22 protein-coding genes are annotated in these 21,319 nt (G+C 60.0%); 10 read left to right on the top strand and 12 right to left on the bottom strand.

Annotated elements, in window-relative coordinates; genetic code table 11:
- Positions 1-124 precede the first annotated feature (124 nt).
- Complete coding sequence (locus tag CUJ84_RS29140; RefSeq protein WP_105009078.1) at positions 125-1,042, top strand: DMT family transporter; 918 nt, start codon at positions 125-127, stop codon at positions 1,040-1,042.
- A gap of 82 nt (positions 1,043-1,124) precedes the next feature.
- Here CUJ84_RS29140 and CUJ84_RS29135 read toward each other — a convergent pair whose 3' ends face one another.
- A complete protein-coding gene (locus CUJ84_RS29135) occupies positions 1,125-2,375 on the bottom strand; it encodes a DUF763 domain-containing protein (RefSeq protein ID WP_105009077.1) in 1,251 nt (416 codons plus the stop codon).
- Between the two features lie 94 nt (positions 2,376-2,469).
- Between CUJ84_RS29135 and CUJ84_RS29130 the strand changes: the two genes are divergently transcribed.
- On the top strand, positions 2,470-3,996 hold the full coding sequence (locus CUJ84_RS29130; protein ID WP_105009076.1) for a phospholipase D-like domain-containing protein: 1,527 nt from the start codon (positions 2,470-2,472) through the stop codon (positions 3,994-3,996).
- Here CUJ84_RS29130 and CUJ84_RS29125 read toward each other — a convergent pair.
- Positions 3,943-4,905: a lysylphosphatidylglycerol synthase domain-containing protein gene (locus tag CUJ84_RS29125; protein WP_105009075.1), complete on the bottom strand. Its 963-nt coding sequence runs from the start codon at positions 4,903-4,905 to the stop codon at positions 3,943-3,945. The two genes, CUJ84_RS29130 and CUJ84_RS29125, sit on opposite strands and share 54 nt — an antisense overlap.
- A 119-nt stretch (positions 4,906-5,024) precedes the next feature.
- Here CUJ84_RS29125 and CUJ84_RS29120 point away from each other — a divergent pair, with 119 nt between their 5' ends.
- Entirely contained in the window at positions 5,025-5,753 is a 729-nt protein-coding gene (locus tag CUJ84_RS29120; protein ID WP_105009074.1) for an endonuclease/exonuclease/phosphatase family protein, read from the top strand.
- Between the two features lie 23 nt (positions 5,754-5,776).
- On the opposite strand, the gene CUJ84_RS29115 is transcribed toward CUJ84_RS29120, so the two are convergent.
- Positions 5,777-6,283 carry a hypothetical protein gene (locus CUJ84_RS29115; protein ID WP_105009073.1) on the bottom strand — a complete coding sequence of 169 codons (507 nt, stop codon included), beginning with the start codon at positions 6,281-6,283 and terminating at the stop codon, positions 5,777-5,779.
- Positions 6,284-6,710: 427 nt separating this feature from the next.
- On the opposite strand from CUJ84_RS29115, the gene CUJ84_RS29110 reads away from it, so the two are divergent.
- A complete protein-coding gene (locus CUJ84_RS29110) occupies positions 6,711-9,218 on the top strand; it encodes a methyl-accepting chemotaxis protein (protein WP_105009072.1) in 2,508 nt (835 codons plus the stop codon).
- A 47-nt stretch (positions 9,219-9,265) separates the two neighbouring features.
- Here the strand turns inward: CUJ84_RS29110 and CUJ84_RS29105 are convergent, their stop codons facing one another.
- From CUJ84_RS29105 to CUJ84_RS29095, 3 genes are all read right to left on the bottom strand, one after another.
- Positions 9,266-10,402 (bottom strand): NAD(P)/FAD-dependent oxidoreductase, encoded by a 1,137-nt coding sequence (locus CUJ84_RS29105; protein WP_105009213.1) that lies wholly within the window; start codon positions 10,400-10,402, stop codon positions 9,266-9,268.
- 94 nt (positions 10,403-10,496) lie between these two features.
- Positions 10,497-12,035: an amino acid ABC transporter permease/ATP-binding protein gene (locus CUJ84_RS39195; RefSeq protein WP_105009071.1), complete on the bottom strand. Its 1,539-nt coding sequence runs from the start codon at positions 12,033-12,035 to the stop codon at positions 10,497-10,499.
- A 90-nt stretch (positions 12,036-12,125) separates the two neighbouring features.
- Positions 12,126-12,953, bottom strand: coding sequence for an ABC transporter substrate-binding protein (locus CUJ84_RS29095; RefSeq protein ID WP_105009070.1), 828 nt, complete (start codon positions 12,951-12,953; stop codon positions 12,126-12,128).
- A 181-nt stretch (positions 12,954-13,134) separates the two neighbouring features.
- Between CUJ84_RS29095 and CUJ84_RS29090 the strand changes: the two genes are divergently transcribed.
- Positions 13,135-14,205 carry a LacI family DNA-binding transcriptional regulator gene (locus tag CUJ84_RS29090; protein ID WP_105009069.1) on the top strand — a complete coding sequence of 357 codons (1,071 nt, stop codon included), beginning with the start codon at positions 13,135-13,137 and terminating at the stop codon, positions 14,203-14,205.
- A 176-nt stretch (positions 14,206-14,381) separates the two neighbouring features.
- Positions 14,382-15,485, top strand: a complete 1,104-nt coding sequence (locus CUJ84_RS29085) for a helix-turn-helix transcriptional regulator (protein WP_105009068.1) — start codon at positions 14,382-14,384, stop codon at positions 15,483-15,485.
- Positions 15,486-15,633: 148 nt separating this feature from the next.
- On the opposite strand, the gene CUJ84_RS29080 is transcribed toward CUJ84_RS29085, so the two are convergent.
- The 5 genes from CUJ84_RS29080 to CUJ84_RS29060 all read right to left on the bottom strand — a co-directional run bounded on the left by CUJ84_RS29080 (position 15,634) and on the right by CUJ84_RS29060 (position 17,518).
- Complete coding sequence (locus CUJ84_RS29080) at positions 15,634-15,894, bottom strand: hypothetical protein (protein WP_105009067.1); 261 nt, start codon at positions 15,892-15,894, stop codon at positions 15,634-15,636.
- Positions 15,895-16,027: 133 nt separating this feature from the next.
- Positions 16,028-16,258 carry a hypothetical protein gene (locus CUJ84_RS38915; RefSeq protein ID WP_105009066.1) on the bottom strand — a complete coding sequence of 77 codons (231 nt, stop codon included), beginning with the start codon at positions 16,256-16,258 and terminating at the stop codon, positions 16,028-16,030.
- A 124-nt stretch (positions 16,259-16,382) separates the two neighbouring features.
- Positions 16,383-16,631: a hypothetical protein gene (locus CUJ84_RS29070; RefSeq protein WP_105009065.1), complete on the bottom strand. Its 249-nt coding sequence runs from the start codon at positions 16,629-16,631 to the stop codon at positions 16,383-16,385.
- A 67-nt stretch (positions 16,632-16,698) separates the two neighbouring features.
- A complete protein-coding gene (locus CUJ84_RS29065) occupies positions 16,699-17,103 on the bottom strand; it encodes a hypothetical protein (protein ID WP_105009212.1) in 405 nt (134 codons plus the stop codon).
- Positions 17,104-17,227: 124 nt separating this feature from the next.
- On the bottom strand, positions 17,228-17,518 hold the full coding sequence (locus tag CUJ84_RS29060; RefSeq protein WP_105009064.1) for a hypothetical protein: 291 nt from the start codon (positions 17,516-17,518) through the stop codon (positions 17,228-17,230).
- Between the two features lie 239 nt (positions 17,519-17,757).
- Between CUJ84_RS29060 and CUJ84_RS29055 the strand changes: the two genes are divergently transcribed.
- From CUJ84_RS29055 to CUJ84_RS29040, 4 genes are all read left to right on the top strand, one after another.
- Positions 17,758-18,501, top strand: coding sequence for a suppressor of fused domain protein (locus CUJ84_RS29055; RefSeq protein ID WP_245457581.1), 744 nt, complete (start codon positions 17,758-17,760; stop codon positions 18,499-18,501).
- Positions 18,502-18,555: 54 nt separating this feature from the next.
- On the top strand, positions 18,556-18,954 hold the full coding sequence (locus CUJ84_RS29050; protein WP_245457580.1) for a DUF5086 family protein: 399 nt from the start codon (positions 18,556-18,558) through the stop codon (positions 18,952-18,954).
- Positions 18,955-19,007: 53 nt separating this feature from the next.
- Positions 19,008-19,370 (top strand): hypothetical protein, encoded by a 363-nt coding sequence (locus tag CUJ84_RS29045; RefSeq protein ID WP_105009061.1) that lies wholly within the window; start codon positions 19,008-19,010, stop codon positions 19,368-19,370.
- Positions 19,371-19,714: 344 nt separating this feature from the next.
- A complete protein-coding gene (locus CUJ84_RS29040; RefSeq protein WP_105009060.1) occupies positions 19,715-20,902 on the top strand; it encodes a hypothetical protein in 1,188 nt (395 codons plus the stop codon).
- 165 nt (positions 20,903-21,067) lie between these two features.
- Here CUJ84_RS29040 and CUJ84_RS38430 read toward each other — a convergent pair whose 3' ends face one another.
- Complete coding sequence (locus tag CUJ84_RS38430; protein WP_199788843.1) at positions 21,068-21,229, bottom strand: hypothetical protein; 162 nt, start codon at positions 21,227-21,229, stop codon at positions 21,068-21,070.
- Positions 21,230-21,319 lie beyond the last annotated feature (90 nt).

Here is a 21,319-nt window from a genome sequence, read left to right as displayed (position 1 = left end):
AAAGACACATCTCTCTGCCCAATTCGAGTGCAATCGCTTCAAACTGACCATTGACATCGGCAGTGTTAAGGCAGAAGCCGCAGTCGGTCGCGCATGCGCGGCCGTTTTTGCGAGGATGCGAGAGATGAAGACCCAGACGGGTGTCGCCAATGCCGGAAACCTGATCATGACTGGCGTCGCGCTGATGCTGCTTGGCGATCTGCTCTTTGCGCTGAACGATGCAATGGGCAAGTGGCTGGTCGCGAGCTTTGCCGTCGGCCAGGTGCTGGTGATCCGTTCGGTCGGCGCTTTCATCGTGCTCGGACCAATGATCCTCCGGCAGGGGCCGATGGCCTTGTTCCGCGTCGAGCAGAAGGGCCTGCAGTTCATCCGTGTTTTCATGGCGACCTGCGATGTCGCCCTATTCTACGCTGCCGTCGCCTATCTGCCGCTCGCAGACGTCATGACCTTCTATATGGCCGGACCGATCTATATCGCGGCGCTTTCGCATTTCTTTCTCGGAGAAAAGATCGGCTGGCGCCGCTGGCTTGCCGTTCTGATCGGCTTTGCCGGCGTCGTCATCGCGCTGCGTCCGTCCACGGCGATGCTGTCGCTTCCATCGCTCTTCGGTCTTGCCGGCAGCCTTGCCTTTGCGCTGTCGCTGGTGATGAGCCGCTATCTGCGCTCGACCAGCGACACGACGCTGGTGACATGGCAGACGATCGCCGCGCTCGTCACCGGCATCGTCTTGAGCATCAGTCACTGGCAGCCGGCAACGCTCATCGACTGGTCCGGCATGCTGCTGCTCGGCATCGTCGCCTCCTGCGCGCATCTGCTTATCACGCGCTCGCTAAAGCTCGCACCGGCATCGCTGCTCGCGCCGCTGCAATATACGCTGCTGCTCTGGGCGATCGTCCTCGGCTACCTCTTCTTCAACGATATTCCCGATACGCAGATCATCGTCGGTGCCGCAATCATCGTCGTTGCGGGGCTCTTCATCTTCCACCGGAAGAATCTGAAAGAGACGGTTCCGGTTGAAGCCGTCCCGCCCGACGGCCATTGAAGCTGGTGCAATTCCAGCAAAGGTGCGAAGCGGTTTTACAAATGGATAGAGCTTTTCCGTCACTCGGAAAGACGGGTATGCTCTACCCCTCGTCCGCGGACGGCTCCTCCCAGCCGAAGACGCTGCGGCCGCCGAAATCGGCGGATTGGCGGAATTCGCCGGCGAGGATTTCCTTGAGGTCGGGACCCGTGACATAGCGTTCCAGCTGCCTGGATTGGTCGTCCAGGCGCCGCAGCGCCTGCAACTCCTCCTCGCGTCCGAGCCTGCCCTTCTGCACCGCCGATTTCATCACGGCGATCGTCTCGTCATAGACTTTGAGCGGGACCGGAAAAGGATGGCGATCCTTGCCGCCATGGGCGATCGAGAAGCGCGCCGGATCGGAAAAACGGCAGGGGGCGCCATGGACGACTTCGGCCACCATCGCCAGCGCCTTCACCGTGCGGGCACCGACGCCTGGAACGAGCAACAGCTCTGCGAAATCCGCCGGCCCGCGGTCGGCGGCGGCGGCCAGATTTCCGTGCAGGCGCCGCATGTTGACGTCACTCTCGCGGACATCGTGATGGGCAGGCATGATCAGGTGCGGCAGCATCGGCTGTTCGGCGGGTTCGGGCGCCGGCGCTTCGGCACGCAGCAGTGCGGCGGCTTCGCGGATGATCCGGTCGGGCCCGAGGGTCGCCAGCAGATCGAGCTGACCGCGCCGCGAGCGTTCGGCGCGCCTGTCGGCAAGATTGACGATTTCGCCCTGGCTCCTTCCCTCGATTGCCGCATGCGGCGAGTCGACGAAGCTCTCCAGCCCTTCGGACAGCCAGTGATACCGCCGGGCCTGACGCTTGTCGCCGTTCATGCCCTGCTGCACGACCACCCAATGGCCATCATCGGCGACGATGAAACCGTGCAGATAGAGGTCGAACCCGTCCTGAAGGGCGGCGCTGTCGACCTTGGCGATGAGGCGGCTCGTGGTCGCGAGCCCCTCCCCGTCGAGACCGACACGCTCGCCGATCGAGACGAGCTCCTGCGGCGTCTTGCGCGAATGCGCGCCGCGGCCGCCGCAGACATGCAGGCCGAGCTCGCCGGCACGCGGCTTCAGCCCGCGCTTCAGCGCGCCGAGAACGCTGGTCGTGATACCGGAAGAATGCCAGTCCATGCCCATGACCGAGCCGAAGGACTGGAACCAGAAGGGATGCGCGAGCCTGCGCAGGAATTCGTCGCGCCCATAGTGATGGACGATCGCCTCGGTGATCAGTGTTCCCAACCGCGTCATACGGTCGCCGAGCCAATGCGGCACGCGTCCCCCGTGAAGGGGAAGATCGGCGCTGCCTGCTCGTTGTGACATCTCGTTTCCTTGCATTCTGCATCGCAGGCGGCCGCCGTCGGGGAACCCAGGCAAATTCCGGGCGTTTGTGCTCCAGTTAGAGGCCGAGGCAATCATGACGACATTCGAAACCATCCTCAATAACCCGAGCTTGTCGCAGACAAAATCACAACGGCCGGGCGACCGCCAAAAACAGGAGGGCAGCGCCTTGTGCCTGGAAGGGAGCGCTGCCAAGGCGGCCTTCCTGATCAACGGCGACAGCTATTTCGCCGAGCTGGCGCGTGCGTTGCGGCAGGCGAGGCGCACCATCTGGATCGTCGGGTGGGATTTCAATCCGAACATCCGGTTGGAACCCGATAAGTCCGACGAAACGCTGGCCGACCTGTTGCATACCCTGGCAGCGGCAAATCCGGAGCTCGAAATACGCATCCTCATCTGGGCGCTCGGCCCTGTTTATTCTGGCAAGTCCCTGCAGATGCTGCGGAAGAAAAGCTTTCCCAGAAACGCGCGCATCGATCTACGCTTCGAGCTTCAGCCGACATTGCGCGGCTGCCACCATCAGAAACTCGTCTGCATCGACGACGCCGTCGCCTTCATCGGCGGCATAGACCTGACGTCGCGCCGGTGGGACACCTGGCTCCACCGCGCCAAGGATAAATTGCGACGTGACCCCAAGGGCGTATCATATGATCCGCTGCACGACGTTCAGGCAATGGTCACCGGCGACGCTGCCAGGTTGATCGGCGATATCGCCAGGCGGCACTGGGAAAACACCACCGGTGAAAACCACCTGCCGCTGGCCGAAGACGTCCCCTTTGCCTGGCCGGACGATCTCGCCGTTTCCATGAGGGAGACCGCGGTCAGCTTCGCGCTGACGGAGCCGTCGACCGCACTTCGCCCCGGCATCAGCGACGGCATCGCCATGACATTGGACGTCATCGCCCGGGCACAGCGGCAGCTTTACATCGAGGCGCAATATCTCGCCTCCTTCCGCGTCGCCGACGCCATTGCCGCGCGGCTGCAGGAGGAAGACGGGCCTGAAGTCGTCATCATCTGCACGCGCAGCTCTCACGGGCTGATCGAAAGGATTGTCATGGGTGGCAATCGCGACCGGGTCATCCGCCTCCTCAAACGCGCCGATCGTGCGGACCGCCTGCGCGTCTATTATGCGGTCGTGCCCGGGCCAATCGTGCCCGGGCCAGTCACGGCGAAAGAGAGCGGCGAGGTGGAGGTGCTCGTCCATTCCAAACTGATCATCGCCGATGACGAGCTGGTCCGCATTGGCTCCTCCAACCTCAACAATCGCTCGGAAGGGCTGGATTGCGAATGCGACATGCTTGTCGAGGCCAGTAATGGCGAGCACCGCCGCGCGATCGTGGATCTGCGCAATCGCCTGCTTTCGGAATATCTCGGAACCACCCCGGAAAGTTTTGCCGCAGCCTTTATGCAAAGCGGCTCGTTGATCGAAGCGGTTGAGGCGCTCAATGACGGGCCTCGGGGTTTACGGGAATTCACCGTCGAGCTGTCGGGCAGCATTTCACCGATTTTTGGCACGGCGATCTTCGACCCGGTTCGGCCCTTCGCGCCCCTAGACCGACTGGGCTTCGGCGCGCTCGTCCGCCTCCTCATCCGCCCCGCGTGACGTCCGCCGGAAAACGACCTCGCTGATGACGAGAAGCGTTGTGCCGAGCGCCAGCGGAATGAAGAAATAGGCGCAGCGGAATGCAATCAGCGCGCCGATCGACGCCTCCTTCGGCACGACATAGGAGACGGTCGCCTCGAGCACGCCCAGACCGCCCGGAACATGCGTTGCGAGAATTGCCGAATTGGCGAGCACGTAAGCCGTCACCGACCTGAAGAAGGCGACGTCGCCGAAGGCAGAGAGCATCTGGTGCAGACAGGCAGACACGAGCATGAAGTTGACCGTCCCGACCCCGACCTGCGCGACCGCGATCGAAAATCGCGGCAGCTGAAACGACCAGCGCCACATCCGCAACGTGCCACGGATGAAAAACGCCAGGCCGGCATAGACCACCGGCACGACCAGCGCCAGCGCACCGAAGATGCGGACGCGTGCCGGATCGATGCGCAGCAGGCGCCCGGCATCGCCGGGATTGACGATCATGGCAAGACCGCCAAGCGTGATCAGCCCAAGTCCTACCGTGACACCGCAAAACAGGATGATCTTCGCCACGTCCTCCGCCGTCAGCCCCCAGCGCGAATAGAAACGATAACGGAAGGCGCCGCTGCTCAGCCCGGCAAAGCCGATATTGTGGCCGAGCGAGAGGCTGATGAAGGACGCCAGCGCAACCCTGGAATAGGGCAAGGATTTGTCGAGCGAACGGATCGCCAGGAGATCGAAACAGCTGAGGCACAGATAGGATGCCGCCGCAAAGAGGAGTGCCGTGCAAAAGGTCGAAAAAGGGATGCTGCGAACCGATTGGACGATCTGATCGAGGCTGTATTGTTGGAAGATCCGATAGAGGAGAAAGACCGCGAGACAAAGGGCAGCGATGAGCAGTCCATTCCAGATCATGCTTTTCAAGCTCATTGATTGTCCTCAGAAGTGCGAGCGCCCTGGTTCGATAATCGGGAACGATCAAACGAGTTTTGTGTTCCCCCGGGGAACAAGTTCTATGTTCTCCCGGGGGGAACGAGTTCAGCAGGGCCATGCCGGATAAATCAATCAAACTCCTGACCTATAACGTGCACAGTTGTATCGGGGGCGATCGGAAGCTCGATCCCGGCCGCATCGCTTCCGTCATCGCCGAGGCTGAGGCCGATATCGTCGCTCTTCAGGAGGTCGATGTCCTCAGGCGCAGGACCGGCGGCGTCGACCAGGCCCATGTGATCGCCTCGCTTTTGAAGATGCAGGCTCATTTCCATCCGGCGCTGTCGATTGCCGAGGAACAGTATGGCGATGCGATCATCACCGCGCTGCCTACAGGCGCGGTCAAGGCCGGCCCGCTGCCGTCCATCGGCGAACAGCGCGGCGCATTATCCGTCGAAATACTGGTCGGCGACAGAAAACTGCTGGTCGTCAACACCCATCTCGGCCTTCGCGGCCGCGAGCGCATCCGCCAGATGACGACATTGCTGAACCCCGGCTGGCTGCGCGGCACGGCGGACGAGCCTCTTCCCACCATCCTCTGCGGCGATTTCAACGCCATTCCGTCATCAGCGACTTACAAACTTGCCGCGCGATCGTTGAAGGATGCACACCTCGCTGGCAATGCCGCGCCAAGAGCGACCTTCCCCTCCCGTTACCCGCTGATGCGTCTCGACCACATCTTCGTCACCGAGGATCTCATCGTCAAACAGGCGGCGGTGTTGGAAAATCGCCTGACAAGAGTTGCCTCTGACCACCTCCCTCTGTTTGCCGAAATCGGTTTCGCCTGATCAGTCATCGCTACTGACGATTTTCACCTGGCGGACTTCCGGTTCATCGTCGCTGCCACCAACGGCAACGCCGTCGTCGCCACGGCGCCCAGAGGCAGTCGCCTGATGCCCCTCGTGACGACGAAGGTCGCCGCCATTGCGGCTGCCAGCTTCAGCCAGGGCTGATTGCCGAGCTGCGCATGGGCGCTTGCATCGGCCCATCGGACGTTCTCCGTAACGACGGTCGCGGCCTGATGTTGGATCACGTGAAGGCGAGCGCGAAGGTTTTCGATCTCTTCTCTCAATTCTCGCAGGCGGCCTTCCAGGGCATGACCATCGGAGACCAGGAGAGGTTCCTCGGCAGTGCCTTCAAACGGCGCATAACCACCGAGCGTGGCAATATACGCCCGATATTCGGCCTCGCTGGCGAAACCCTCGCGTCTGATGAGATCAGGGTTGATGTTCGCCTCTTCGAAGGGGGCCGGTGCGGTTTCCGCACCGTCGCGCATATCCCTGTTTGTGCCAGTGTACCCGAGTTCGTCCTTGAGCATGATGCGTCTCCAGTTGTTCCTGGCGATAGAACGCTCGACGGCTCAGAAGGATGCATCGGCTGCCCGTCCTCTGGCTGGACAAAATGTTGGTTTCGGCGAATATTGAAACGAATATTTCACGAGTCGTGCAGTATGAAATGTTTATTCCACTAATGCGTCATGCGTCCGGCAGGGATTATGTGCAGAGCCGGTTCGAGGGGACCGGTATCTTCACCCGAGATTGATTGTTCTGCTTCAAGCCATTTCCTTCCGACGGATTTAGGAGTTTCGGAAGGTCAAGAGGAGGGGCGAGCAGCCGTTGGTTGCGAGCAAACCTGTGTGGCTGCCGCCTCAGGCGGAAGGAGAGTTTTCACTCGAAGGGAGGCGACCTGCAACAGCCCCTGCGCCAAGGCGCCGCAACGAGACGCTGTGAGCCGAGGAGGGACTCATGTTGGGAAGGCTGTTGTCACGTGTTCGCATCCAGACGCAGGTGATGGTGTTCATCGTTCCGTTCGTCTTCAGCATCATGGCCGTGGGTGCGACCGGTTTTTATGCATCGAGCTTGCTTCAGGGGCGGATGGATATTTCCAATTCCGTTCTGCAGTCGTTGAGCGGATTTCGCGATTTGTCGGCCGCGATGGGCGAATTCCTCGCCAATGCCACGCAAGAAAACCGCGATGTCGTCACCCGCAAACTTGCCGATCAGCGCGTTCTTCTGAAATCCGGCATCGACAAGCTCGCCGCGGATCGCAGCGGTCAGCAGGAACTGGAGCAAGCGCTGTCTTCCATCGACGGAATTTCGGCCCGCATGGATACACTGTGGCAGCTTCAGGAAACTCGGTCGGCGCTCCTTACCGATCTCCAGAAGGCACAGAGCGTCGTCGTGTCGTCCCAGACAGATATCGTTGAAGGCTCCAAGGTTCTCCAGCGCGCCGCCGACATGCAGGAAGATGAAGCCCGCAATACGCTGGGCGATGCACAGCGCATTTCGGACTTCGCCTCCTTCGCCCAATCGTTAAACGACAAGGCTCAAGCCGCCGACCCTATCAGCGGCCCCGATATGGAGGAACTCGCCCGGCAGCAGCGCATCGTGGGAATGGCGCTGGGCGGCGAGGCATCGGAAGCCAAAAAGGCGATTGACGATGCCATTGCTTCGTTGAAGCCGCTTGTCGAAGCCTCCGGCCCGACCGAGGAGCGTACAGCCGGTCTCAGGAATGCGACGAGCCATATCGTCGGCAGGCTGCCCGAATTGCAGGAGGTCGCCGCACGGCGCGTGAAAGCGGTAACGGATAAGGCGGCCGAGACCGCCAAAACGGTCGAGCGCGCCAAAACCAGCCAGAGAGACGGCCAGAAACTCACGACCTCGGCTTACGTGATTCAGATCATTATGGCGAAACTGACCTTGGCGCCAACGGACGCCAATCTCCAGCGGCTTTCGCAGGAAATCGCGGCTGTCAGGAAGGGCCTGGACACGCTGATTTCCAATGCCGGCGGTGTCGCGCAATTCGATAATCTCAAAGCCAAGCTTCTGCCGGCGCTGGACAAGATGCAGAAGGCTGCCACCGACCTCGTTCGCATCAGCGCGCAGCGCCAGGACGAATTCCGTTTGGCCGCGGCCGACGTGGACCGGATGTGGTCTCAGTTGACGTCATTCGCCGAGATGCAGCGGCAGAATGCGGCTGATGAACGCGCGGATGCCAATTCGATGTCTCTGGGAACGACGATCCTCGGCGTGGTGATCGCAATCCTCGCGGGCGTCGGGCTGACCGTTACGCTCAAGGGGCCGATCAATCAGATCACCTCGGCTATGAGGCGGCTGGCGGACGGCAAACTGGAAACATCCATCGTCGGCGACAGCCGAGCCGATGAAATCGGCGATATGGCCCGCGCCCTGGGCGTATTCAAGAATAATGCCATCGCCAAGGTCGAGATCGAGGAGCGTAGCGAGGTCGAGCGATCGAAGGCCGAGGAGGAGCGGCATCGCAGCGATGAAGAAAAACGCACGGTCGAAGAGCAGATAGACTTCGCGGTTACGGCTCTGGCGGAAGGTCTCGGACGTCTGGCGCGGGGCGACATTTCTCAGACGATCGCAACCCCCTTCTTCGGCCGATTGGAGCAGCTTCGTAACGATTTCAACTCGTCGCTCCTCCGGCTGCAGGAAACGATCGACCAGATCCGCACCAACACCCGGATGATCGAAGGGAACGCCGGTCAGATGGATCTTGCCGCGAACGATCTTGCGCGACGCACCGAACAGCAGGCCGTCGCACTCGAAGAGATAGCCGCAGCTATCGAAGAGATCACCACTACGGTTCGTTCGTCTGCGGCCTGCGCCGATGATGCCCACCAGATCATCACGGACACCAAACAGGTGGCCGATTCGTCATCCCAGGTTGTTGCAAGCGCCATCGACGCGATGGACAAGATTGAAGCGGCATCCGATGAGATCGTTCAAATCATCGGCGTCATCGATGAAATCGCGTTCCAAACGAACCTGCTTGCCCTGAACGCCGGCATCGAGGCGGCCCGCGCTGGCGAGGCCGGAAAAGGCTTTGCGGTCGTGGCTCAGGAAGTGCGCGATCTGGCTCAACGCTCTGCCGAGGCCGGCCAAAGGATCAAGCAGCTCATCGGACGTTCGCAGACGGAGATTACCAATGGAGCGCGTGTCGTCCGCGAGACGAGCGAAGTCCTTGAAAGCATCTCGGCGAAAGTGGTCACCGCATCTGAGCAGATGGACGTCATCGCTCGCTCGAGCAGAGAGCAGTACAACGCCCTCCACGAAGTGAATTCTTCCGTCAACCGGATGGATCAGATGACGCAGCAGAATGCGGCCATGGTCGAAGAAACCAGCGCGGCGACGAAGGAACTTGCCGACGAGACGAGGGTACTCCTCCAGTTGATCGATCAGTTCCAATTGGAACAAACGGGCGCGCTTCGTCGAACCGCCGCGGCATAGAACGGTCATCCGCCTGGCCAGTGGCTCGAGCTTCCGCATCGCGACCTTCACCGTCGCGATGCGCTGAAACGCGCCGGCCGAAAGTCCGCCAGCAGTGGATGGCGGCGTCCGGTGACGATCTCGTCCGCCAGCAGTTCGCCGGCAATCAGCCCGAGGGTGGCGCCGCTATGGCTGAAGGCAACGAAATAACCCGAGATCGACGGCAGTTCGCCGAAGACCGGCTCGCCGTCGCCCGGGATGGGCTTTGGGCCGACGCCGTAATCTTCGATCTCCAGCGCCGGATTGCCTTCGAGAACTCTGGAGGCCTCGCGCAGCAACCCCTCCAGCGTCGATTGTCTGACTTCGTAGCTGCCGTCGGGCCTGACGCTCACCTCTTCCTCGGACCAGGCGGAATCGAGAGCGAAGCCGCCGCTGGGCGTTGGCCGGATGGCAATGCGAGGCGTGTTGAGCACGGCCTTCAGCGGATGGCGGACCGGCTTGGTCCTGACGAGAAGGGCGACCGGCGTTGCATCGCCGATATGCTGGCCGACCTCGCCCACGATTGCGGGGACGTCGCCGCCAGCCGCAAGCAGTACGGCATCCGCATCGCGGCGCATGCCGTCTGCCGTGATCACGCCACGGGCACGCCCGCCGTCGATATCGACCGTCGCGCGACCCGCGTCCGTGACGATCTCGCCGCCCAGCGTGCGGAATTCTTCCGCAAGCGTGCCGATCAAGGATGGAAGATCGACCCAGCCCTCCCCGGGGTTGAAGATCGCACCTTGCCGAGTCACCGCACTTGCATCGACACCCGGCGTCGCCGCGGCAATCCTTGCCGGGGCGAGCCATTGCGCGTGATAGCCGAGATCGCGCTCATAGTCGAAGATCTCGGCGATCTCGTTGCCGGCATCGTCCGCATCCCAGGTCAGGCCGCCGTCGAAGCGCAGCCACGGCGCATCGGGATTCCGGGCGGCCAGCGTGCGATAGCGATCTATGCCGGCCAAACGGAGCCGGTGATAGGCATCGGAGCGTTTACGCGCCGAGTTGAGCCAGGCGAGCGAACGGCCGGAGGCGCCGTTGGCAAGCGGGCCGTCATTGATCAGCACGGTGCGGATCCCGAACCGCGCCAGATGGACTGATGTCGAGACGCCAAAGATCCCGCCACCGATGACGACGACCTTCAAGGGTTTGGTGGAAGCATTCATGTCGATAGCCTTGTTTCTGCTCTTGCTATAGCGGGTGAAATCCGGCGCAGCCGGTGTTAGGATGACCGGGGCACCATGCGTTGCCTCAGGCGCTTCAGAGAACTTCCGCAAGGAAGCGCTTCAGCCGCTCGCTTCGGGGATTGTCGAAGATCTGCTTCGGGCAGCCGGCCTCGACGATGCGGCCCTCATCCATGAAGACGACCTGGTCGGCCACCCTGCGCGCAAATCCCATCTCATGCGTCACCACGGCCATCGTCATGCCCTGGCGGCCGAGGGCGGCAATCAGGTCGAGCACGCCCTTCACCAGTTCGGGATCGAGCGCACTCGTCACTTCGTCGAAGAGCATGACCTCCGGATCCATGGCCAGCGCGCGTGCGATGGCGACGCGCTGCTGCTGCCCGCCCGACAGACCTGCGGGCCGATGATCCCTACGCCCGGCAAGACCGACATCGGCCAGACGTGCCTCGGCGATGCGCCGCGCCTCCTGCCTCGGCATCTTCTTGATCTTGGTCAGCGAAAGCATGACGTTCTCGAGTGCCGTGTGGTCGGGAAACAGGTTGAAGTGCTGGAACACCATCCCCACACGCCGGCGCAGCCTCTCCGGCTTCATCGCCAGGATGCTCTCGCCATCGAGCAGCATGTCGCCACCCTTCGGTTCGACAAGCCTGTTCATGCAGCGCAACAGCGTCGATTTGCCGGAGCCGGAAGGGCCGATGATGCAGGTGACGGTACCGGCGGCGATGTCGAGATCGACACCCTTCAGCACGTCGAGATCGCCATAGGCCATGGTGAGGTCGCGGATGTTCAGGGCGCCGCCTTTGAAGCGCGGCATACTCTCCTCGACCGCCTTGACCGCGGGATGAGGGCTGGTGGCGGCCTGCAACTCGCTCACCTCGATCAATCCGCTCGCAGCACCCGAGCCGCGACCTTGTTTTCCGAGCCGCAGTCTCTCATCGATATAATTGACGAAGTGGGTCAGCGGCACGGTGATGACGAGATAGAAGACGCCCGCCAGCAACAAGGGCGACAGATTGCCGGTGACGACGGCCTGATCCTGGCCGACCCGGAAGATCTCGCGCTCGGAAGCGAGCAATCCGAGGAAATAGACAAGGCTGGAATCCTTGACGTTTCCGATGAATTGATTGACCAGCGCCGGCAGAACCCGCCTGATGCCTTGTGGGATAACGATCAGGCGCATGCCCTGCCCATGACTCATGCTGAGCGCCCGGCAGGCTTCCATCTGGCCGCGCTCGACGCTTTGAATGCCGGACCGGAAAATTTCGCCGATATAGGCTCCGGCAATCAGGCTGAGCGCCAGGATGCCGAGCGGAAATGGAGACGGACCGAAGATCTCGCGCCCGATCCGGGCAAACCCCTGGCCGATGATCAGGATCGTGACGATCGCCGGAAGCCCGCGGAAAACATCGGTATAGATGCGCGCCGGCAGCCGCAGCCAGCGGGATTGCGAGATGCCCATCACGGCAAGCGCCATACCGATGATGACGCCGAGCACGGTCGAGGCAGCGGCCAGGATCAGCGTGTTCTTCAGGCCGACGCTGATCATACTCGGCAGAACTTCCGCCATGGCATCCCAGTCCAGGAAGCTGCGGCGCAGATTTTCAAGCCAGTTCATTCAGATCCCCATGATTTCTTGCCCGGCGCAGACGCCGCCGTCCGGCAGAGCCTTGGTAAGCCGCCCGCCATGAGCGGGCGGCTTACGGCGTCACTTCTTGGGAAGATACTGTTCCGGCATCGGCGAGCCGGGGAACCACTTTTCGTAAAGGGTCTTCCAGGTACCGTCCTGCATCGCATCGTGAAGCGCGCCGTTGAGCGCCGTGCGAAAGGCGTCATTTCCTTTTCGGACCACGAAGCCAGCAGGCGCATCGAAGGACGGGATATTCACGGCAACCTTCAGCGCGGGATAGCGCTCGCCATATTGCTTGGCGGCCTCGTAGTCGAGAAAATGCGCATCGACCGTTCCGTTGTTGAGGGCGGCCACCGCGGAATTGTTGTCGGGAAATTTCACCAGATCGGTTCCCCCGAAATTCTTGGCCGCATAGACTTCCTGCAAGGTTCCCTGCACGACGCCGAGACGCTTGCCCTTGAGGCCATCGGCATCCTTGATGCCGGCATCCGGGGTCAGGACGGAGAGATAACCGGCAAGATAGCCGTCGGAAAAGTCGATGGTCTTCTTGCGGGCTTCGGTGGTTCCGATCGCCGCAACGGCAACGTCGAACCTTTCGTTTGCGACCGACGGCAGGAGTGCTGAAAATTCCTGGCCCGTGAACGTCACCTTGTCTTTTTGAAAGCCGAGGCGGGAGACGACGTTGAGAAACAGCTCGATATCGAAACCGGTGAACTGGCCGTCCGCCGTCGCAAACGTATAGGGCTTGGAATCGCCCATCGTGCCGACGCTGATCACCCCGGGCTCGATGAGGTTATAGGGATTGTCAGCCGCGACTGCAGAGCCTGCGCCCATCGCAAGAAGGCATGTCAAAAGGCCAGCCCGCAATGGTGCGAGGGTGGCCACGAATGATTCAAAAGGCTTCATGTTCGTTCTCCGCTCTGAAAGGAATGCTCTTGTCGGCATTGTCGGTCGCCCTGCCCTGCCGCGCAGTGCGGTAGAGTTTTATGGACAAGATACCGGTCTCTGATATAAAGAGACCGGTCTCACAACATATTTGATATCCGTCAATTGACCGGTCGTCAACAACTCTTGTAGTCCTCGGCCCATGGAAGATTCCGCTCATCCGAAACGTTCAGTTACGGTCGCCGACGTCGCGAAGGCCGCAAAGGTCTCGAAGGCCACTGCCGCCCGCGTGCTCGGCGGCTACGGCGTGGTCAGCGCCAAGATCACAGATCAGGTCATGGCGGCGGCGGCCGCCCTCGAATACCGCCCGAACGAGCTCGCCCGGAGCATGAGCACCGGAAGGTCCGGCATCATCGGGGTCGTGGTCGGCGATATCGAGAACGCCTTCTTCAGTCTGGCGGTGCGCGGCATCAGCGATGCGGCCCGTCTTGCGGGATTCAACGTCATCATCGCGAATTCGGGCGAAGAGCTCGATGCGGAAAAATCGGCCGTCGACCTCCTGATCGGCAAGCGCGTCGATGGCCTGATCGTCACGCCAGCGCGCTGCGACAGCATCGATCATCTGCAGCACGTCCGCCGCGCCGGCGTACCGCTGGTCCTGTTCGACCGAGCTATCCCGGAACTCGATGTCGACGCCGTGACCGGCGACGACCGGGATGCAGCCATCACCGCGACCCGCTATCTGACCGGGCAAGGACATCGCCGCCTCGCCTACGTTTCTGCCATGGATGCCGAGGATGATGGGCTCACCGATATCGCGCGGATCTCGAATTCCGCCGTCCGCGAACGCGTAGAAGGTTTTGTCAGCGTGTTGACCGAGGCGGGTTTGCCGAACCCTCTTCATTATGTCAGGCTCGGCGCCACCAACCAGCAACAGACGGACGGCGTGATCAAACGACTGCTCTCGGACAGTGCTGCGCCGACGGCGCTGCTGGCATCGGACAGCCTCGTCGGCTTGCGCATCTTCAAGTCGCTGCAATCGCTCGGCCTGTCGATCCCCAAGGACGTGTCGATGATTTCGTTTCTCGACGCCGATTGGACCAGCGTCACCGTTCCGCCGATCACCATCGTCGACCAGCGCGTCTACGAGATGGGCAAGCTCGCCGGCGAGCGGCTCATCGCCCGTATCGAACGCACCCCTCTTGCCGTCGAACGTCTACGCGTCAGCACGAGCCTCGTCGTGCGCGGCTCCGTCGCCACGATTGGCCGGTGAGGCCTATGGAGTTGGCTATACCCCCATCGCTTTGCGAAGCAGCGAGTAGTACCGCATTACGATCGGTCACGAATGCCCATGGCCGCCAGCTTGATATTACATGGGGTTGCTGTTGTCTTTGCCTGACCAACGTTATTTAATACCGAAATACTCGCTGTGGGATTTTCAGAAAGATCATGCTCCAGTCAAAAGACGCTTCATCTGAGCTGATAGATTTGATCTATGGAAGTCTATTCGGTGAGTGCAACTGGCAGGATTTTCTGGATCGCGTTGCGCAAACCTCGCCGAATGGAAAGGCTGCCCTCCATTACCACGATCTGGCCTCGCCTGTGGCCCATGTTCCCTACGTATCGGGGTTTTCGAGGAATGAGGTCGACCAGTTCAGCAGCCACTTTGCCGCAGTGAACCCGTGGATTCCGAGATTGAGCTTTGTGCCGGTTGGTCAAGGTGTCTGCGGAGACGAAATCTTTCCACGCGAAGACTTGCTCAAATCGGAATTCTACAATGATTGGCTGAAGGGACAGGCCCAATGCGAGACGAGCATCGGTGTCTCGATCATTCGGGAGGAAACCCGCACCTTCGTCCTATCGACCTGCACGTCGTCAGCCGACCACGATTTCAACAAAGAGGCAGCCGGGCGTTACACAATACTCGCGCCTCATTTGAAAAGAGCTTTCGACTTCATCCGGAAGCGCGATCTACTCGCCCCGGAAAGACAGACGACGCAAACCCTGTTTGATAGCATCGGCGTCGGACTGATCTACGTTTCGGAGCAAGGGCGAGCACGCCAATGGAATAAGAGCGCGGAAGCCTTAATGGCGGCTGGCTTTCCGATGCATGTCGCCCCAAGCGGAAAACTTGAACTTCAATGCGAGAGGTCTACTGCCGTTCTCGATTTCCTGACTTCCAGAAAGGGTGTGCAAACAAGGCCGCATACGGCGATTGCAAAGGGGAAGGACAAGGCTAGTTATCGCATCACACTCGTCCGGCTCCAGTCCGATGCATTCACTGAGTTCTTGGAGGGGCCGACCGTGGCCGTCATTGTCGAGCCGATGGTGGCCACGCCACTCAGTGAGCGGCGAGACTTCTTAATGGAAGCCTACAAACTGACTGCGACGGAGATTCGGATCGCCTCAAGCATTGCCTCCGGCCATTCCCCAAAAGAAGTGGCCATAGCCGATCACATAAGCTACGAAACGGTCAGAACCCACCTCAGAAACATCTATTCTAAGCTCGGGGTAAACTCCCGGGTTGGTTTGGTCGCGCTGCTCATGCGCTGACGAACGTCTTGCAATTCTTCCTCTACCTCCCGCATCTAGCGAGGGTTTGCATATTGCGACCGGGGTTACGAGCGAAAGACGCGCAACACTCGAACAAGAAATCCGGCAACCCTTGTCTCATTGCGTCGGAAAACCAACGCTACGCCCACTAATCGTAGAGCTCCCCATGACCAATCTGCTCCCTGGCAGGTGCGTCGCTGATTGATGGATCGTCGGCCGGATCGGGATCTCTCTTGTTGGCATCGCTCAGAAACTGCGCTGCCTTAAGGAGTGCCGTGGTTATCTCCTCGGTGCCCCATCCGGCTTCATTGGCGGCTGCAATCAGCCTTTCCAAAGCGTCGCGCGCGGCTGCGGTCGCCTCTTCGAAGCGCTGTGCGGGAGATTCGGTCTTCGGCGGTGGAAAGGTCATCGGCGTTCCCTCCATGTCTCTGGCTGTTGGGGGATGAACGCAGGCCGCGGGAAATGGATGCACGATCATGCTGATTTAACAAGCGGCGACCCTGTTCACACTGGACCGGCAGGGTCGGCGACGTCTTTCAGCCTCAGATGACCGTCTGCAACAGAAACGGAGAGCTCTCCAACGGACGCTGGGCGAGGATCCTCAGCATTGCGGGGCCTTGTATACCGGAAGTCGTGCAGGAGCGGCCGTCGTGATAGACCACCATCATGACGCGGCTCAGACTATCGTATCTAATCTCCGCGATCGTCCGAGTGTGAACCGGAAAGATGAATTCATGGGGTTGAGATTCCTCCCCCGAAGTGTTCAAGCTCATTGCGGTGCCCCAACGAAAAAAGCAATTTTGGCTCGACCCTGCCTGGTCTGAGCCTAACTGCGCCAATCAAGCACATATTGCTGCGACGGTCGCGTGACATCAGCGTGACATGCAGAATCAGCCGTCAATGCAATGTCTTACGGATCTCGTGTGCGAGAGCGGTTTGCGGCCAGCATTCAACCGTGCGCGCCAGCGATCGAACGGCTTCGTCCACGTTGAAAACCACGTCCCCGAGCCGCTCGATCTCATAATCGAGATCGTAGACCTCGACTTCGTCGAGGTCGTCGCTCTGGAGCAGTCGCCTCATTGCTTCGATAAGGCGCTCAGTCCGCCCAACGATATCAAGAGCGCTGCGTAAGATGATATCGAACATGATTATCCCCTCGCTTCGATAATGAAGCGTCGGCCATAATCGTGATGCTGACAATCCCGAAATCTTGTCAGACGCGGCCTCGGATCGCGTCATAGAGATCCCTCAACTCACGCAGTGCGGGTTGAGGCCGATGACGCGGCAGAGCGCCGCGACGAAAGGCGAATGCGAGCGCGCCGGCGACCGCCGCGACGAGCAGTAGCGTCGAGGCCGGGTAGAGCTTCACCGTTGCCTCCGTCTGACGTATGGCTTTCCCGGCACTCCCCTTTGCCGACCGGGCGGCATCGAGGACCTGCTGCTGGAGCGAGCCGATCTGCTTTCGCAGCGCGCCGAGCTCTTCGCTGAGGTCATGATTAGACTGCCGGGGAACGCCAACGGAGGCCGTATTCGTATCGATGATGGCTTTCGGAACGGGCTCGCCGATCTTGGCTCCCTTGGTGTCGAGGGTCGTATCAGTGCTCTTGCGGCGCGGCATGATCATTTCTCCTTCCTGGATGATGCCGAAAAGTGTGAGCGGCTTTCGGACGACATCATGCGCTAACTATCTAATGTAGAACAGGATTCAGAATTAGGCTGACCAAGTCTGAAATCCTCCTGTTCTAGTCGTCGTCGAGCGAGAAGACCGGCCGGTAGTGGCGCTCGGCGATCAATAGGCTCCGGTCGGGCCGGATGATGTAGATCTCCTCAACCTGGCGTCCCCATTGATCTGTGAAGGTGTGGGGGAAGGAAGAGCCCACCGGCGATTTCGTCAACTTCGTGCGAGGCTGGCCGTTATACGTGATGCTGCCGGGGATGGGCGCCAGTCCTGCCGACGAATAATTGCCTGCGCTCGTGGTGCAGCCTGTAAGCACAACCGCAAAAACCAGCCCAAATGCTATGCTCCGCTTCATCGATCCCTCCAACTGCCTCTTCACGCGACAATCGCTTTTTATCGTCAATGTAACAGGGGACGACAGACATTGTTCCAGAATTTGGCGGGCGACACCAGTGCAGGCGAGACTTCGCCCCGAAACCAGAACGACCGCGCCACCGCCTCGTTGTCTCTAAGCACATGCAATCGTCCAACCCTCACGTTGGCGTTGAATTTTCCAGAGGCTGGTGGCATTAAAAATCCATTCAAAGCGTTGTTGTGCTTCTAAAAATGTTCCCATTTCTCAGAGCATGCAGTCGAAGGCGTTTTCTGGCCATGACCGTGGCCTGTAGTGCTGCGCCGACCCGGTCTGCCACGTCTGCATGGAATGGAAAGAATGGAGAGACGGCGACGATGCCAGGCGCAGAAAAGACATCTCTCAATTCTTACCGTCGCACCGTTTATGAGAATGAACTGGAGGAACCGGAATATTCCTTCTCAGACGACCGATCGGACGGCATTGAAATTCATGCGTTCGGACGCGACTTCGCGCCGGTCGGTACGGACGAAGGTTACGTGCTCCTGACCAACGGCATGAGCGATCGGCGAATGACGCTGCCGGCCTCGCACCGTGAAAAGAGCGAAAAGCCCAGAGCCGAACTGATGTGGTACGTGCGTGAGCCGACGCCCGAAATTATCGTCAATCTGCGCTGGCTTGCCGAACTTCCATTCATGGACGCGACATGGTTCGGTTTCGGCCATCGGGTGCCGATGCCGACCCCACCGGTCGAGGGATGCGATTTCAGGACATTTCTCTTTCTCACGCCGATCATCGAAACTGACCAGCGCATTGCGGAAGCGCTTATGGTCGAGAATGATCCGGTCGAGATCCTCACGGTAAATTTGATTTCCGATGCGGAGTACCGCTTCATCAAGGAGAAGGGACTGGACCCCTTTCTCGACATGCTGGACGAAGAGGATTATCCGCCGATATTCGACCCGAAGCGAAAATCCTACCGATAGCGATCGCACATGCGCATAAGTCCTGGAGTTATCCTACTTGCTGTCGCGACCATTTTGGGCGCAGCAGCCTTCGCGCGTGCCGAAGCGGTGAAACCACCTGATGTTTCCACCGTCATTCTCTCCATCTCACCACGGACCGTTCGCTGGGCCACCGTCCACAAACATCCGGAGCCCGCCGATCACGATCCTTACTACCATGTCGAGGTGATCGAGAAGGAGCGAGCCTCGCCGCCATGGCAGTTCAAACGACTTGCCACACATGTTGTCGTAACGGCGGACGCTTTGGACCGAAGCCGCGTGCGACGAAAAGCCAAGACCTATGTTTACAAGGACATCGAATTCCGGATCGCCTACCGAGCCTGGCGCGCGCAACCTCTCATGCAGCAGGAGGCCGGCGTTTGCCGCACGACAATTCTTGAATGCGTCGACGCCGCAGACGATATGCGCCCATAATAATCAGAGGGCGACCGTACCAACGCGGCGCGTGAACAAAAGGACGTTCGCCGATGCTAGCAAGACCAGCGGGATATGCCGGGGCAGCAATCGCTGCTCTGTGGGCGGCTCGTCAGATGGGCCGACTTTATTCCTCCACCGAACCGTTCGGTCCTGAGCTCATGAATGTTGCAAGAAATCTCGGCATTTTCATTCTACCGGCGCTCGTTCTGCTCCTGCCGGGGCCTTTCAGGATGTGGTTCGACAGATTTGCGCCGCTGTACCCCTTGGTGCTCGGAGCCGGTGTCCTCAACATCTATATGCAGGACGATGCGCTGGCTGCCGGCCTACCGATGATCGTGCTCGTCTACCCCTTCCTGGTGATTTTTGCGCTCGTCTATTTGTTGCGCGGGCGAGTGTCGGAAATGCGCAATTGAAGCCTGCAGCGCCCTGCAGACGAACGACCCCATCTCGGCATTCGAAGGTCGAAGGGTTGCAAGAATCGAAGAAATACACTTTTTGTGTACGGGATGAGTCTCAACGCTACCCCTGCTAGAGAAAATACTACCGCCCATCGCCGGCGGAGCAGCACTTATGTTTCTTCAGCCCCAGCGTTCCGGCTGATCCTGACCTCACCGCCCCCAAATTAGCTGACCAGATGAAAGCCGTGATATCGAGCGGCGCTTTTCGTGGACCGCCTTTTCTGACCTCAGAGAGCGGGACTCGGCCCGTCTGGAAATTTCGAAATCCTCGCATCTATTTTCTACATAAGGACATCTCCATGAAGCATATGCGTAATCTCCACCTGATGATGGCAAGCACCGCGTTCCTGACGCTGGCCGGCCCGGTGCTTGCCCTTGATGGCGCGGACATGATGAAGAAGCTCAATGCCGCAACCAGTGCCGGCGGTACGGTCATCACCTTCGAAAAGGCGGAAGCCGATGGCGACAAGGTAACGGCGACCGGTGTCCAGGTGGGATCTTCGAGCCTGCCCGGCGATACTTTGAAGATCGGCGACCTCACCTTCGAGGGCGTTGAGGAAATCGAAGGCGGTGGCTATCACGCCAAGACCGTCTCCTTCCCGGATATCGACATCAGCCAGGAGGAAGGACGTTTTTCCGCAAACGAGATCCAGATCACCGGCCTCACGATTCCCGCCAATGCGACGGGCGATACGCTGAACGACATCCTCCTCTATGAAACCGTCAGCACCGGGCCGATCGCTCTCAACATCAAGGGCAAGGACGTGCTCGCGATCGAGAGCATCGAGTCCAACCTCGAACGCCAGAATGGCGGCTTTGCCTATGACGCCAATGTCGCCGGTCTCAAGGCCGATCTGTCGCAGGTCGAGGATGCGAATGCGAAGGAGGCCATCGAGAAACTGGGCCTGACGACGCTCGACGGCGCGGTGACGATGAAGGGCATCTGGGAAATCGAAAGCGGTAAGGTCGCTGTCGACGAATATGCTTTCGACTTCAAGAATATCGGCCGGCTGAATTTCGCCGTCGATTTCTCCGGTTACACGCTGGGCTTCATCAAGTCGCTGCAGCAGGCGGTGAAGACCGCCGAAGCCAATCCGAACAAGGAAGAGGCCAACCAGGCCGTAGGCCTTGCGATGCTGGGGCTGATGCAGCAGCTGACGATCAACAGCGCCTCGATCCGCTTCGACGATGCCTCGATCACCAAGAAGGCACTCGATTATGCCGGTTCGCAGCAGGGCGTCACCGGCGACCAGCTGGCGCAATCACTGAAAGGTCTCGTGCCGATGATGATGGCGCAGCTCAACATGCCCGAGCTGCAAAACCAGGTGTCGGCTGCCGTCAACACCTATCTCGACGGACCGAAAAGCCTGACGATCAGCGCCGCACCGGAAAAGCCGGTTCCCGTTCCGATGATCATCGGCGCGGCCATGGGGGCACCGAACACAATCCCTTCGGTGCTCGGCGTCAAGGTCACGGCGAACGACTAACCATTCGTAGAGGCGTTTCATCAACGCCGGCTGCCAGAGGCGGGTTTGCCGACCTGCCTCTGGATCCATTTCTCTGGAAAAGCCGAGTAACGTCCAAGGCGGCCGACGAAGGTGTCTACCACCTCGGACAATTCAAGGAGAGGTGCGAAGCGGTTTCCCCGCGCTCTAAAACTCGTCGCTGCGACGCTTCACGGCGTGCTTCAGAGCCACCATATGCCTTCGCCGCTCCAGCATATAGTCGGCATATCCGACGCAGATGAACAGCAGCGTCGGGCCGGCGTAGATAATGATCAGAGCCAATGCGATAAGGATGAATGCGGTCGTCATGGTCTTTTTCCATCAATATAGTCGCCGCATCTGAAGCGGCGAAAGCGGACGGGTCCTCATCTCGGCAATGCCTGTCCTTGTTCCTTCAAA

The sequence above is a fragment of the Rhizobium leguminosarum genome, assembly GCF_002953715.1.
Taxonomy (GTDB): Bacteria; Pseudomonadota; Alphaproteobacteria; order Rhizobiales; family Rhizobiaceae; genus Rhizobium; species Rhizobium leguminosarum_V.
Note: the sequence above shows the minus strand (reverse complement) of the source record. Positions and strands in the feature narration are given on the sequence as shown.